This is a genomic window from Paenibacillus sp. 01T431 (assembly GCF_056398625.1).
In genome coordinates this window covers 289,360-303,699 of sequence record NZ_JBFTPT010000005.1, presented here as the reverse complement: position 1 = coordinate 303,699, position 14,340 = coordinate 289,360, and the positions used below count along the sequence as shown (strand labels likewise).

The 14,340-nt window shown below is 43.1% G+C and carries 11 protein-coding genes; 3 read left to right on the top strand and 8 right to left on the bottom strand.

The genetic code is table 11. The features are described 5' to 3' along the window. Positions 1-23 precede the first annotated feature (23 nt). The 3 genes from AC1DM9_RS11405 to AC1DM9_RS11395 form a co-directional block, all read right to left on the bottom strand. Entirely contained in the window at positions 24-1,982 is a 1,959-nt protein-coding gene (locus tag AC1DM9_RS11405; RefSeq protein WP_477580049.1) for a serine hydrolase domain-containing protein, read from the bottom strand. Between the two features lie 166 nt (positions 1,983-2,148). Beyond that, the gene (locus AC1DM9_RS11400) at positions 2,149-3,654 is read right to left on the bottom strand and encodes a M56 family metallopeptidase (protein ID WP_477580047.1); all 1,506 of its coding nucleotides are present in this window, start codon (positions 3,652-3,654) and stop codon (positions 2,149-2,151) included. A gap of 13 nt (positions 3,655-3,667) precedes the next feature. Continuing rightward, positions 3,668-4,045, bottom strand: coding sequence for a BlaI/MecI/CopY family transcriptional regulator (locus tag AC1DM9_RS11395; RefSeq protein WP_339208637.1), 378 nt, complete (start codon positions 4,043-4,045; stop codon positions 3,668-3,670). Between the two features lie 240 nt (positions 4,046-4,285). Here AC1DM9_RS11395 and AC1DM9_RS11390 point away from each other — a divergent pair, with 240 nt between their 5' ends. The 3 genes from AC1DM9_RS11390 (at position 4,286) to AC1DM9_RS11380 (ending at position 8,038) form a co-directional block, all read left to right on the top strand. Further along, positions 4,286-5,182, top strand: coding sequence for a diacylglycerol/lipid kinase family protein (locus AC1DM9_RS11390; RefSeq protein WP_477580045.1), 897 nt, complete (start codon positions 4,286-4,288; stop codon positions 5,180-5,182). Between the two features lie 348 nt (positions 5,183-5,530). Then, the gene (locus AC1DM9_RS11385; RefSeq protein WP_477580043.1) at positions 5,531-5,668 is read left to right on the top strand and encodes a hypothetical protein; all 138 of its coding nucleotides are present in this window, start codon (positions 5,531-5,533) and stop codon (positions 5,666-5,668) included. A gap of 1,293 nt (positions 5,669-6,961) precedes the next feature. Then, positions 6,962-8,038, top strand: a complete 1,077-nt coding sequence (locus AC1DM9_RS11380) for a protein kinase domain-containing protein (protein WP_477580041.1) — start codon at positions 6,962-6,964, stop codon at positions 8,036-8,038. 947 nt (positions 8,039-8,985) lie between these two features. On the opposite strand, the gene AC1DM9_RS11375 is transcribed toward AC1DM9_RS11380, so the two are convergent. The 5 genes from AC1DM9_RS11375 to AC1DM9_RS11355 form a co-directional block, all read right to left on the bottom strand. Continuing rightward, the gene (locus AC1DM9_RS11375) at positions 8,986-10,188 is read right to left on the bottom strand and encodes a trans-sulfuration enzyme family protein (protein WP_477512167.1); all 1,203 of its coding nucleotides are present in this window, start codon (positions 10,186-10,188) and stop codon (positions 8,986-8,988) included. A 7-nt stretch (positions 10,189-10,195) separates the two neighbouring features. Further along, complete coding sequence (locus AC1DM9_RS11370; RefSeq protein ID WP_076269999.1) at positions 10,196-11,023, bottom strand: carbohydrate ABC transporter permease; 828 nt, start codon at positions 11,021-11,023, stop codon at positions 10,196-10,198. Between the two features lies 1 nt (position 11,024). Next, complete coding sequence (locus AC1DM9_RS11365) at positions 11,025-11,915, bottom strand: carbohydrate ABC transporter permease (protein ID WP_339209580.1); 891 nt, start codon at positions 11,913-11,915, stop codon at positions 11,025-11,027. Between the two features lie 60 nt (positions 11,916-11,975). Beyond that, complete coding sequence (locus AC1DM9_RS11360) at positions 11,976-13,304, bottom strand: ABC transporter substrate-binding protein (protein WP_477580038.1); 1,329 nt, start codon at positions 13,302-13,304, stop codon at positions 11,976-11,978. Between the two features lie 95 nt (positions 13,305-13,399). Continuing rightward, positions 13,400-14,080: a FadR/GntR family transcriptional regulator gene (locus AC1DM9_RS11355; RefSeq protein ID WP_441882855.1), complete on the bottom strand. Its 681-nt coding sequence runs from the start codon at positions 14,078-14,080 to the stop codon at positions 13,400-13,402. Positions 14,081-14,340: the final 260 nt, after the last annotated feature.

Below are 14,340 nucleotides of genomic sequence, written 5' to 3'. Positions count from 1 at the left end.
TCCCATATGGGTGGATTGCTGTTTCAACCAAAATGCCATCCAAGCAAGTTCCAATGATAGAAAAACAAACTGAGTGCTACTGCCGATAGCATAATAAGAGAGTAATGCACGCGTTTTAGTACCGTCCAATATTTGTTTTTCCAAGCAAGCACACTCAAAACGATCATTGCCAAAGTAAATCCAACGAGTAGAATAGGCATAAACAAATAAAGATTCAACGACTGTGTAATGCGGCTAAGTCGAGTAAGCAAATCCATATTCATCACGATAACAAGCGTCGCAACAACGGTTGATAGTGCCCAAACGGCGGTCGCTGCAGACAGCCGATATGCCCACTTCTGCTCATTCGGCATTGCGCTGATTTCACGTCTGCGATATAGGAATCCCAGTATCACCGTAATAAATAGAAAGACTGAGATGCCAAGCAATGGAAACCAGAACGATGTTTGATCCAGCAGCGACGCGCGTTCAAGCGGCATCGCAGGTAAGAAATCAAGAAGCAAATGCGTGACTTTTCCTGATTCGTCGGTGCGGAATCCAATCCGTCCCTCTCCGCCTATCTGTTGAAATACATCAGGTCCAATAGGTTCAAATACTTGCTGTTCGGCACCACTCCCAATGAATAAACGATTACCTTCAGCCGCTACACTGATCTTGGACATAAAACTATAAAACTTATCAATATCGGTATGATTGCGACGAGTAAATTGATAGGAGCCCGCATATTTTTGTACAGCATCATTAAGTTCAGCGGATACTGGAGGCAGGCTGGCTTCCTCGACTGGGAAATAGCGGTCTAAAAAGGCTTTTGCGAGCCCATCCGCAGCTAATGCGCCGTCACCGCCATTGTAGGAAACAAAAATGCCAATCTGCTTATCTGGAACAAGATATAGCTCCGTATTAAACTGCATATCTGCTCCGCCGTGGGAAATAACCTTCCGCCCGTTCATGTACAGCTCATAGAAACCAAGATCCATTGCTGGTAAATCCTTATGAAACTGGAAAGCTGGTGCATGCATCAATAGGGCAGTTTCTGGCTTCAAAAGTTGCTTTTCACCATAACGTCCATTTTGAAGATGAGCAATCATGAAATGAGCCATGTCAATTGCAGATACTGCAGCTGATCCCGCGGGCCGAAATCCCCCCTCAAATGTTGGCGGCTGAGCTTCGAATACGCCGTTTTCCTTAGCATAACCCGGTACAGAAAAAGCTTCTAATGCAGCAGGAATAGGCTCTTGAACCGTAGCGTATTTCATATCGAGCGGATCAAAAATATATTTCTGTATATAATCATTGTACGCTGTCCCGCTAACTTCCTCGACGATTAATCCTGCTAGCGCGGCGCCATAGTTGGAATAAGACGACATCTCGCCCGGAGGTCTTACTCGTGCTGGCATATGCTTGGCAAGCGTTTCCGAAATCGATACCGGCAGCTTTTTAGGATCTGTAGTAATTTGATAGCCGACTCCGCCTTCTTCAAAGCCAGCGGTATGGGTCATTAGATGACGCATCGTAATCGGCTCTGAATAGGTTTTCGGTACTTTCACCGTTTTCAAATAGTAATTGACGTCTGTGTCCAGATCGATCTTGCCTTGCTCAACAAGCTGCATCACAGCGGTCCAAGTAAACAGCTTCGTTGTTGAAGCGATTCGAAATAGATCTGTCTCTGGGTTCGCCAGCTGGTTCTTCTCGAGGTTAGAGTAACCATACCCCTTAGCGAGCAGGATTTCCCCCTCCTTGACGATTGAAATAACCGCACCTGGAAACTTGAAATTGTCCATATGCACTTTCATAATACCATCAATGAACGCCGTTAGCCCAGCGACATCGTTTAGAGAGTTGGCTTCTCCCTCAGACTTTACGGGTGTGGACTGCGCTGCCGATACCGGCGCTTGTGCTCCGAATAAGCTCACTCCCGCAACAGCAACCAGTAAAGTGACTAACATTATTTTGTAACCTATTTTCTTCATAATTGATAACATGATAAGCCTCCAACATTCTGCGTATTTTTTTGACAACCTACTCTCGACTTGCTTGTGAGAGCATATCATAAGCTTGTGAACGCAGAGTGAACCTCGCTAGTTTTCACAAAAAAAAGAGCCGCCCGCATGCTGCTTTGGCGACTCTTAATCGTAATAAACCATCTATTTATTCGGGAAACTGCTCGTAATCAAACTTTCCATCCGAAGCAAAAACATATTCGCAGCTATTTTGCCCCCAAGTGGCTGTGATGCTATAAACTCGGCCAGTTGTCGGAATGTCGCTCACAGCTGTTGGTGGATTAATGAATGCATACTTTCCATTAACATGGTTTACGGCAACTTCTTCAATCGGCAATAACGATTGCTCAAAGCTTTCAGTCAAAAAAGCCATTTTCACTGTAACTTTATCTGGTGTATTTTCTCCAAAATCGACTTTCAATTTCTCACCTGGCTTTAAACGACGCAGACCTGTTAGAAGAGTAGGCTCACTATGCCAAGCTGCTTGGTAAAAGGACATTCGATCATACTTAACCCCATTCCAACTTGATTTTAGAATTGTATAATTTTCGATGGGATCAGCATTTCTCTCATGTGAGATGACAATTGCGGGTGGTTCAACTGGACTGATGCTGCTGCTTACATTGGAATTGCTTGCTCCCACACTAGCCCCAAGTGCAATTGCACTAAAAAAGACGACTGCAGCTAATACGAATGAGGATAATATTATGAATGTCGATCTTTTGCTAGATCGCATAATAGCCACCAGCCTTTCTCTTAAAATCGTCTTCTCATCGCTAAAAGTAGCCTGTAATCCTCCAACGGGGTATTGTTCATTTGAGGCTACCGCAATTAAGGTTTCACCGTATTCCTGCTTCTCTGATGAGGTGAATTTACGAATAACCACTTCATCGCAAGACAGCTCACAAAGACGGTTAATCTCTTTTTCTACAAAATAAACTACGGGGTTAAACCAATGCAGAGAAGTAACGAGCATGGAAAACCATTTTACAACAATATCAAACCGTTTCAGATGTGTGATTTCGTGAATCAAAATATTTTTGAGCTGAACCTCAGTGAAGTGGGTATCCGGTAAGATGATTATTGGCCTAATCATTCCTATAAGCATAGGAGTGGTGATGTAGGAGTTGCGTACAAGCTTCGCTTTATACCGTCCATTCAACATCATGCCAAGCATCCTATTTTCCCAATCATATGCAGGTTTGCTTGTTGTTTTCATATACTTTAAAAATCGAGTATAGCCTCTTAATTTTATAAAGAGTGATAGTATTGTCCCAATTAACCAAACGTAAATGGCATATTGCTTAATTATTGTAATCACAAAAATTTCTGAATTATTAACCCTGATACTTTCTACTGCTTGAGCATCATTTGCTTGAGGTAGGGTAATCGCATGATTTGGGTCGATCTCTATATCAAAGTTTGCAGCTTCCCCACCTTGTAAAATGGGACCTGTTAGAAATGGATTTTTGTTAAAAACATCATTCATGATACTCCCATCAAACGAAAACGGAATCGTCAATCTTAGGAGAACCACGATCCAGATGTAATACTGAAGCGACTTCGAGAATTTATGCTTGATTATTGGCTTCATTAAAAACAATAAAAAGAAGAGGATGCTTCCTGATATCGAAAGCGACAATATAAGTTTCATGATGTCATTCAATTCAGTCACCTACCTTAAATAAGGTACGCAGCTCCTTAATGTCTGCTTCATTTAGCTTATTGCCTCCTAATAGCGTTGCAACTAGACTTTTTGCACTTCCAGAATATAAACGATCAATTAACGTTTGTGTCGCATGCTCGTTATATTCTTGCTCGCTCACTTGTGGCTTGTAATAGAACACTTCCTTCTTGGTTGCAATGACTACACCCTTCTCGCACAATCTCCGAAGCAAGGTTTTTATTGTAGAGCTTTCCCAGCTGCTTGATTTTTCAAGACATTTTCTAATTTCAGATATAGGCAGCTCGGTCCCGGCTTCCCATAATACACGCATAACCTCAAGCTCTGAATCCGTTATCTTTGAAACTAAGCTGCTCATCATCCCACTCCTCAAGGTTACATATGTAGACTATGATTAGAGTTTACAACAGTAACCTCTGACTGTCAAATCATTCCTTTAGCTAACTGACAGCTGTTGGTGGAGGTTAATTATTGAAGGATTCAAACCATTAAGTTTACATCGTTTTCTCCTAGTCTTTCAGATTAACGACGAACCTTGAGGGGTAATAGTAAGTGTTAAGGAACGAATTCAATAGAACTGTCCATAGAGAGGATACTATTTATGAAAAAAGCGATGATCATTATTAATCCCACTTCTGGTAAAGAAGAGGCACTCAACTATGTCAGAAACGTGCAAGACCTTTTGACTGATCAAAGGTACGAGGTTACGGTCAAGGAGACGGCAAAAGAACAGGACGCAACCCTGTTTTGTATTTCTGCGTGTGAGGACAGTTATGATTTGGTCGTTTCAATCGGAGGGGATGGAACGCTTCACGAAACGATTAATGGACTTATCAATCAAGAACATCTTCCAAAGCTTGGAGTAGTCCCTCTTGGAACAGTTAATGATTTTGCTCGCGCATTACAAATACCGCTTCTTCCCGACAAAGCCATTCAGACCCTCTCTTCTTCCCGAATAAAAATAGTAGATTTGGGCCAATTAAATGACCAATTGTTCGTCAACACCGTTGCTGTAGGCTCATTTGCTGAATCACTCTCTTCCGTTACGTCAGACGATAAATCTCGGCTCGGCGCTTTAGCCTACGTAAAAGAAGGGATCAAAGAGCTTATGAACCAGCCGACTCATCCTCTTTGCATTCAATATGATGGAGAAACATGGGAAGGAGAATCTCCACTCTTTCTCGCTGCGTTAACCAATTCAGTAGGCGGATTTGAGAGGTTGGCACCCGACGCGGCTGTTGACGATGGTCTGCTTCACTGTTTTATTATAAAGGATTTGACTATATTCAACACGATTACAGCCAGCCTGTCATTGCTGTTCGGCAATTTCAAAAATCATAAAGACGTGGTTTATTTTACAGCCAAAAATGTAAGTATAAGCTCGCCTGAATCAGTAAGGACTAACGTTGATGGTGAAGAAGGGCCCTCCTTGCCCATCCAAATAAGCAGTATGCCTCGTCATATTCAGGTGATTGTACCGGAAGAGGCTACATTGTAGTCCTAGTCCGTAGCTTTTTGTAGATCAAGGTCAATTTTAATCAGCTGGTGGAATCGATGGGGTCGATGGAGTCCGTGCGATCGGCGAGATAGGTGGATTGATTGGCGGGACCAGAAGGATCGATGAAGTCGGTTGATTCGGTGAGATCGGTGGATCGATGAGGTCGGCGGAATCAATAGGAACGCTGAGATTGGTGGGATCAGTGGAATCGATGAGGTCGGAGGAGTCGGTGAGTTCGGAAGAATCACTGAGGTCGGCGAGATCAATAGGAACGCTGAGATTGGTGGTGGCAGTGGAATCGATGAGGTCGGAGGAGTCGGTGAGTTCGGAAGGATCACTCAGGTCGGCGTGATCAATAGGAACGCTGAGAATGATGGGGTCAGTGGGATCGGCGTGATAGGTGTCCTTGTCAATGGAGCATTACAAGCCTTCTCGGATTCTACAACGGTAGGTCCATTCATCGTTGTTTACGAGGACAAATACTAGCCTTGGAGCAAGGTTGTCTACCAAGATTGGACAGATGAATGTAAGACGTAATGGCTAGCATCTGCTCATTTTGCTTATTTGACGGACATAGGTTCCACTATTTGTGAATATTAGCTCATTATGCTCGTCGTATGGACATTGATCCCAATCTTCGAACATTTAACCTCATTTTGCCTATCTTACGGACATTGGTTCCGCTATTTGTGAATATTAGCCCATTTTGCGGATTTTACGGACATAGGTTCCGCTAATTACTATAAAATCGAGTAATTTCGGGGGGTTATCGCAAATAACGGATCTCATGTCCGTTACATACTCACAAACCCCCTTAAACCGTAATTTAGCGGAACTGATGTCCGTTAGCACTGCTCAAAACCTTGCAACCTCGTAATTTCCGCTTCTATTTAAGTTCTTCCGATGCAAAATCCCGCTCTATCAACACTTCACTGTATGTTACTTGTCTTACAGACACATTTCCACTCTTCGAACTCTTCATCTCACATTGCTCGTCTTACAGAGATTGGTGCTGATCTTCGAACTCTTCGCCTCATTTTGCTCGTCTAACGGACATAGGTTCCGCTATTTGTGAATATTAGCCCATTTTGCGAGTTTTACGGACATAGGTTCCGCTATTTGCTATGAATCTGTGTAATTTCGAGGGTTTTATCGCAAATAACGGATCTCATGTCCGTTAGCACTGCTCAAAACCTTGCAACCTGGAAATTGCCGCTTCTATTCAAGTTCTTCCGATGCAAAATCCCGCACGATAAACACTTCGCTGTATGTTATTTGTCTTACAGACACATTTCCACTCTTCGAACTCTTCATCTCACATTGCTCGTCTTACAGAGATTGGTGCCGATCTTCGACAATATTCCGTTCTATAAACAATTCGTGTATGTTACTTGGCTTACAGAGACAGGATCCGCACATTGAACACCTCTCCTCATTTTGTTCGGCATTCAGACATAGATTCCATACTCTGAACACTTCTTCTCATGTTGCTCGTCTTTAGGATAAAGATTCCGCTCTTTGTGTTAAAAGAAAATAAACCATTAGACCGAAAAATATAGTATTAGACTCGGAAAATATAGTTGTAGACTGGCGATAGTGTTAGACTAACTGGGAGATTTGCGCAACTTTCCAATATTGAACTGCGGATCGAGCGGATTATAAACGGCTTGGTGCCGGAGACGCATTTTCGGCTACGATGGGAACGTGTTATGCAGGATAATTGGTTAGTGGCCGGGAATTTATGGTGTAAGAAGGAAAAGAAAGGATAGTGATCTATCTATGAAAACTTCCCAAGAAGAACTCTATGTATCTCACGAAACTCGACTTACCCGTTATGCAGACGTGTCTACTGCCTTATCGTTGCTCAGCGATGAACAGCTTCGAGAACGAGTGGAAGATGCTAAGGTTCTTGGTACGGGCATAGGTGGTGCGACGGCGCTGTTGCAACTTGAAGACACATCCATATTCGTGAAAATTATACCGATTACGGAACTAGAAAGACGCAAAGAGAATATCATGTCCACTAGAAACGTGTTCGAGCTTCCTTCGTTTTTCCACTATGGCTTAGGTTCATCAGGTAGTGGCGTGTGGCGTGAGGTAGCCGCCCATGCCATGTCCACCAATTGGGTGCTAGCGAAACAGTGTGAGAGCTTTCCATTAATGTATCACTGGCGGTTGTTACCTGGTTTAAAGCGATCTTCGCCAATTGATGTTTCCCGTATGGTTGAGTTTTGGGGCTCCGAGGCAGTGCGGTGTCGTCTCGAGGCCATTGAGCAATCCGTGGACAGTGTTGTACTGTTTTGTGAGTACGTCCCCTATAACCTTCATGACTGGCTTATCCAACAGGTCAATATTGGTGAGGATACAACCACATCAGCGTTTGACATGGTGGATTCCAACCTGCAATCTGCTGTCTCATTTATGAATGCGAATGGGTTACTACATTTCGATGTTCACTTTAGGAACATTTTAACCGACGGATACCGTATTTATATTGCGGATTTCGGTCTTGCAACATCTTTTCGGTTTGAACTGTCCGACAGCGAATCCGAGTTTCTCAAATTGAACAAGGCTCATGATGGGTATTTTGTGGTAACAGAGCTAGTAAACTGGATTGCAAGAATTTTAGGCGGTGCGGCGAATCATATAGAAATTATAGAATTCATACGCCGATATGCTGAGGGCGAGATGCCGAGAGAGGTAATGGATTCAGCAGCGGCGATTATCAGGAGGTATGCTCCAATAGCCATGGTGATGAATGATTTCTATATGAATCTCGTTTCAGAGAGCAGAACAACGCCATTTCCAATCGAGGAACTTCAACGAATCTGTGCAACAACGGGGTTCGAGCCGTAATATCAAAGGGCTTATGGGAATTACGCTAATGGGACACATTAGTTGAATGACTACAGCGGCAGTCGAAAACTTTGTTTCTCTAGTCTTGGTCCGCCGCTGTTTCTTTTATAGCATCAGTCTAAAATTATTTTTCAAAAGCTGATGATTCATCCATTCAAAAACCGTATTAAATCCACGACTCCCTTCTAAAACTTTATTTTCATCGCACTATTTGAACACTTCAGCTCATATTGCTCAACTTTCGGATATAGTTCCCGCTTTTCGAACACTTCAATTCATTTAGCTCGTCATTCGGAAATGGATTCCGCTCTTTGAACACTTCGCCTCATTTTGCTCGTCTTACGGACATAGGTTCCGCTATTTGTGAATATTAGCCCATTTTGCGAGTTTTATGGACATAGGTTCCGCTATTCGCTATGAATCTGTGTAATTTCGGGGGTTTTATCGCAAATAACGGACCTCATGTCCGTTAAAATCTCAAAACACCCTTAAACCGTAATTTAGCGGAACTGATGTCCGTTAGCACTGCTCAAAACCTCAAAAACTCGAAAACTCGAGACTGCTCCCCCTTGCTACGCTCTACTAATACAAAAAGACCACTTCCGAAGAAGTGGCCTTGAAGATATTCGCATGTTATTAGCATAATTTTCAAAGGATGTCCGAAAATCGTTAAAAAAGTGCTCGAGCACCAGGTCGAGAAAGTTCAATCCACTAAAGCAATCGTATCCTTCAATGGTTCTCAGCAGCCTTCGTTTCCTATCCCAATATCCGCAAGTTGCTCCAAATACGCTCGATAAGCTCCGCAAGGAACGAGGATTCTAAAGCTCCCAAGCTAGCAATCCGCCAAGCGTCCCCCGACAACCTGCACTTCAAAAAATAATACTGCTGCTCGCTATAGCAACTACGGTGAAATAGCAGCTATCATTCCCGATGAGTCACTATTTGCCCTAGTAAGCTTTTACTAGCTTCCACGCTCTCTCCATATCATCGATTAGCGTATACGGATCTTCCATTCCGATGTACAATCTGGCTACTGATGGGTTTGTTCCGTCCGGGTTTCTACGCTCAGGCGTTGTATTGACCGTAACGAGACTCTCATAACCGCCCCAGCTGACTGCAATTCGGAAATAATGCAGCGCATCAGCCCACTGCTTCATGACAGCAACGGGAAGCTTGCTTTCGAAAGAAAACAAGCTGCTGTATCCGTCCAGTTGCTTCTGTGCCAATTCATGCTGAGGATGTGAACGAAGACCTGGATGGTTCACACGATTGACCATAGGGTGTTTCTCCAAATACTCCGCGATGATCATGCCGCTCTTCTGATGGCGCTCCATACGAAGCGGAAGCGTACGTAAACCACGAATCATTAACGACGCTGTATGAGCGGTCATGATTCCTCCTAGCAGCATATACCCTTTGTTCTCAATTTTACTAATTAGCGCAGCACTTCCAGTTACAACTCCGCCCAGACAATCACTATGTCCTGAAAAAAACTTAGTCATCGAATGCAGCACGAGATCGATGCCCATAGTCAACGGCCTTTGGAAGCAAGGTGTTGCCCAGCTGCCGTCTATCATTGTAATGATCCCTGTTTTTTTCGCCAGCTCAGCTATTCCTTCAAGATCCTGCAGCTGAAAAAGGCCTGATGTAGGGCTCTCCACGTATATAATTTTTGTATTTGGCTGTACTGCATCCTCGAAATCGGAGAGCAAACTGCCATCTACATAAGTGACTTCAACCTGATATCTCTCTGTCATTTCGTTTAGAAACTCTCGTGTTGGCCCGTAAGCCTGATCAACACAGATGACATGATCGCCTGAACGAAGCAGCGCATGCAGCGTTCCTGCAATTGCAGCCATGCCCGATGCGAAGCAGCGCGACTGCTCACCGCCCTCCAATTCGGCGATTTTGCTTTCCAAATATTTTACCGTTGGATTGTTGCCGCGGGAATATACGTTGGCAGCTAATACATCCTGCATCGCATGATCGAAGGTTTCATGATTCTCGAAAGTAAATAAGCTATTTTGATAGATCGGTATGGTTACCGCACCGTAATGTTGTTTATCTACCTGATCGTGAGAGACTTTTGTATGCAGTTGATTATCCATTTCTTTTCTCTCCATCATGTCGTTTCCCTCTATCCATTCCATGAATTTATTATCCTTTTTCTGCTCCCTGTGTTAATCCCTCTACGATGAAACGCTGGGCAAAAGCGAACAATACGACGGTAGGAATGACCGAGAGTACCGTTCCAGCCGACATTGCACCCCAATCGACATCAAATTTCATAACGAAGGAGTTCATAGCTACCGGCAACGTCTTCAATGCCTCGTCATCGATAAACATGACAGCCATAAACAGCTCATTCCAGTTTTGTACAAATGCAAAGATGAAGGTTGAAGCAATGCCCGGCAACATAACCGGAATGATCACTCTTAACAACGCCGTCAGACGCGAACAACCATCAATCATGGCTGCCTCCTCTAAGCTGCTCGGAACGCGTTGGAAAAAGCCTCGAAGCATAATAGTTGAGAATGGAATAAGCATAACCGTGTAGCAGATAATTAATGACATCCTTGAATTAATCAAATCCAAGTCCGCCATCAATAAGTACAATGGAGCTAGTGCAATAAATCCCGGAAGCATTTGCGTAACGAAAAACGCCATCATAATCTGTTTATGCCCTCTAAACTGAAAGCGGGCCATGACATATGCGCTTAGAGTCGCAATAAAAATAACGATCGCGGCAGCAAGGACGGCTACCAATAAGCTGTTGAAGATGTAAATATGGAATTTCGATATTTTAAAAATCTGGATGTAGTTATCCAGCGTGAATTGCTTTGGCCAATATTGAAGCGGGAAAGAGAATATATCCTTTTGAGGCTTAAGTGAAGTAATGACGATCCAGTATAAAGGAAATACCATGATTACAAAATGCAACGCTAGATACAGCACCTTCAGACCTGTCAGTATGCGTGGCTTCATCTTAAAAATCACCCACCTTTTCTGACTTGGTCACAAACAAATAGAAAATCGTGTACAAGATTAGAATGCCGATCATCGTAACACCAATTGCCGATGCCATCCCGTAGTCCCCGCCGTAAATAATTTTATCCAGCATTAATGAGGATAAAATATGGGTTGTTCCCGCAGGACCGCCGTTAGTCAAACCGTAAATAATCGTTGGATCATTGAATATCCATATCGCTCTGAGCAAAGTCGTTGCGATAATCGTAGGAAGAATAAAAGGAAAGGTGACATTAACAAACTTGCGAATGCTCCCCGCTCCATCCATATCCGCTGCCTCATACAAATCAGCTGGCACCGATTGAAGAGCCGCAAGCAGCATGATTGCAAAAAACGCGATGCCGTACCATACATTGGCGATAATGACCGATGACATTGCCCAATCTGGATCAGAGAGAAAACCGATTCTAGTATCAATAAGGCCGATGCGCATTAAAAGATCATTAATAACGCCCATTTGGGAGTTGAACATCCATTTCCAAATCAAGCCGATTAAGAAACCAGACAAAGCCCAAGAGTAAAAGATAAACCCTTGATATACCCCTCTGCCTTTAAACGGTTTACGCAAAATCAGTGCAAGTGAGAGGCCAATCAAAAATTGAAACGTTAAGGAGAAAAACACCCAGTATGCGCTATTCGTCATTGCTTTCAGAAACTTAGCATCTTGGAATGCGGTTACAAAGTTCTGGAATCCGATGAATCGAACGTTTGTCAGATCGAACAGAACGTAGTTCTGAAACGCCATGACTACCCCTTGCAGGAATGGATAAAACGTAAATATGAGCAGCAACACCAAAGCTGGTAGCAAGCTGAGCAAAATATACGTTCGCTGCTTTCTCAATGCAATCACCGCCCTTGACTTAGAAAATGCGATGGGCGGCTGCTGAGCCACCCATCACTATTTTTCAGATTATTTGTTCATGTCCGCTTTCGCTTTCGCCCAATATTCATTCCACTTCGTTAACGTATCCTCAACTGAAGTTTGGCCTAGCAGCATCGCCTGACCACTTTCCATAGCGACGGTACCCCATTGTCCATTAGCAGGATATTCGAACGGCGGTTTGAAATTGATGAAAGTATCTGGTTTGTTCGTCATATCAAGCAAAGTTTTGTAAGGTCCTTTTTGGAAAAACTCATCCTCTGTAGCCGAAGAGTGGATCGGTACAGTACCATGACTTTTGGATAGCTGTGTATTCTCCTCAGGAGAGGATAGGAACGTAATTAATTTCCAAGCAGCTTCCTTGTTCTCTGAGTGGGAAGTGATACCCCAGCCTGCTCCACCTGCAGAAATCATCGCTTTGCCTGAAGGACCAGTAGGCATTGGAGCCGTTGCCCAAGTTCCTTCTTGCATGTTCTCGCTCAATACTTGAATAACGTCTGGATCTTGCAAAAGGAATGCAGTTACACCAGAAGTAAATGCCTGTACCTGCTCTTGGAAGCCCCAGTTAATGGAATCCGGAGGTGATCCTTCTTTGTACAGCTTCACATATAGATCCAATGCCGTTTTGGCTTCTGGAGAAGAGTAGATTGTTCCGCCATCTTTCAGGAACATCGCATCATCAACATTGATCTTGTCTGCGTCGTACGCTTGAATCAATGTATCCGGAACACCGTTGGCACCAGGACCGCCACGGAATGAGAAGCCGTAACGGTTTTTCGCAGCGTCCGTCAGCTTAACAGATGCATTAACTAACTCTTCGTAGGTAACCGGAGCATTGATTCCCGCTTCCTTCAACCAATCTGCACGATAAAACAATTGGCGCTGATACAATCCGTTTGGTATGAAGTAGAGCTTATCCTTGACGGAAGCAACGGATTTAGCAACAGCCGTTACAGTGCCAAAGTCGCTCCATGAGCCTGTGTAATCGTTCAATGGCTCTACGTAGTTGTTATTTACGAATTCCGCAACGTTAAGATCGCGTACTTCCAAAACGTCTAGCGGTTGTTTGGCGGCCAACATCGTTCTGATTTTGTTATCAGCCTGATCAAACGGTGGAGAAATCAATTCAACCTTGATGTTCGTGTTCTGGGCCATGAATTTGTCGATGCTTGCTTTAATCAATGCTGTACGACTCGGGCTGGTCAAGCTTTCAATCATGCGAAGCGTAATTACTTTCTCTTTACTTCCGCTGTCAGGCTTTTTCCCATCATTTGAAGAACTGCAAGCTGTAGTGAGAGTAAAAACCATTACAGCCGTCAAAGCGGATAACATCCATGTTTTCATTGGTTTACCAAACATATGAATCCCCCTAGAGACATAGTGTCATACTATCTACCTGTATGATAGGTTAAATATAATGTAAGCACTTTCATCTTGTCAATAACAAATTTTAATTAATAATGACGTATCGTTTCCTCGATAATATCCATCATTTTGTTAAATTCAGCTAATGCATGCTGTACATCATGTTTGGCAATACCGTCAAATAACGTACGATGGAACGGATAAGTATTATCAAATAATTCCTTAACGCCGAACGGGCCAGCAAAAAAACGTTTGATTAATTCAGAGATAGATTCATAGACGCTGTGAAGCAGCGGATTAGCGGCAGCATCATAAATATGCTGGTGAAACTTATAGTCAATTGCCGATGTATCCAGACCTCTGTTTTTGCACACATCATACTCTTCTAAACATTGTCTCATCTTCTCGATTTTTTCGTTGCTAATCCGTATAGCAGCAAGCTCTACAGCCTTTCCTTCCAAAGCTCTGCGCACGTCAAGAATATGAAGAAGAAACTTCTTCTCATTCTCAATTTTCACCTTTCCGCTATAGCGATAGGACTCAGAATCATTAACAAATATACCTTTTCCATTCACCACTTTAACAATATCGATAGCTTCAAGATACCTCAGTGCTTCGCGCAAAGAGGAACGTCCTACACCTAATAATTTTGTCAGTTCTTCAGCTGATGGAAGCTTGTCTCCCTCCTGCAAGCCTTTAACCTCGATGTATTTTTGAATCTCTTCTGAGACCAACTCATGGACATTTTGCTTCTTAACTTTCTGAATCATTTCTATCATCCTTTTTACCTTTCAGATAGGTGAATCTTATTCGATTATATGTATTTTGTCAATAAAGCGCTCTCTTTTTGCAAGCATTGCTTACAAGCCGATAGAGTCTGAGTTTACCATTTTCACAACTAATATTTTGCTAGATGAGAGATGAGAATGCTCCTTCGAACATAAAATAAGAAAAACTTGCTTATTTACTTTCTATTTTTTAATTTCGGTATTTCCTATTTAATGATAGTAGAATCTTACCTCCATAAGGG

Excerpts from the sequence above, each read along its gene's own strand:
- AC1DM9_RS11405 (WP_477580049.1), bottom strand. The coding sequence starts at position 1,982 with ATGTTATCAATTATGAAGAAAATAGGTTACAAAATAATGTTAGTCACT.
- AC1DM9_RS11400 (WP_477580047.1), bottom strand. The coding sequence starts at position 3,654 with ATGAAACTTATATTGTCGCTTTCGATATCAGGAAGCATCCTCTTCTTT.
- AC1DM9_RS11395 (WP_339208637.1), bottom strand. The coding sequence starts at position 4,045 with ATGATGAGCAGCTTAGTTTCAAAGATAACGGATTCAGAGCTTGAGGTT.
- AC1DM9_RS11390 (WP_477580045.1), top strand. The coding sequence starts at position 4,286 with ATGAAAAAAGCGATGATCATTATTAATCCCACTTCTGGTAAAGAAGAG.
- AC1DM9_RS11380 (WP_477580041.1), top strand. The coding sequence starts at position 6,962 with ATGAAAACTTCCCAAGAAGAACTCTATGTATCTCACGAAACTCGACTT.
- AC1DM9_RS11375 (WP_477512167.1), bottom strand. The coding sequence starts at position 10,188 with ATGGAATGGATAGAGGGAAACGACATGATGGAGAGAAAAGAAATGGAT.
- AC1DM9_RS11370 (WP_076269999.1), bottom strand. The coding sequence starts at position 11,023 with ATGAAGCCACGCATACTGACAGGTCTGAAGGTGCTGTATCTAGCGTTG.
- AC1DM9_RS11360 (WP_477580038.1), bottom strand. The coding sequence starts at position 13,304 with ATGTTTGGTAAACCAATGAAAACATGGATGTTATCCGCTTTGACGGCT.
- AC1DM9_RS11355 (WP_441882855.1), bottom strand. The coding sequence starts at position 14,080 with ATGATTCAGAAAGTTAAGAAGCAAAATGTCCATGAGTTGGTCTCAGAA.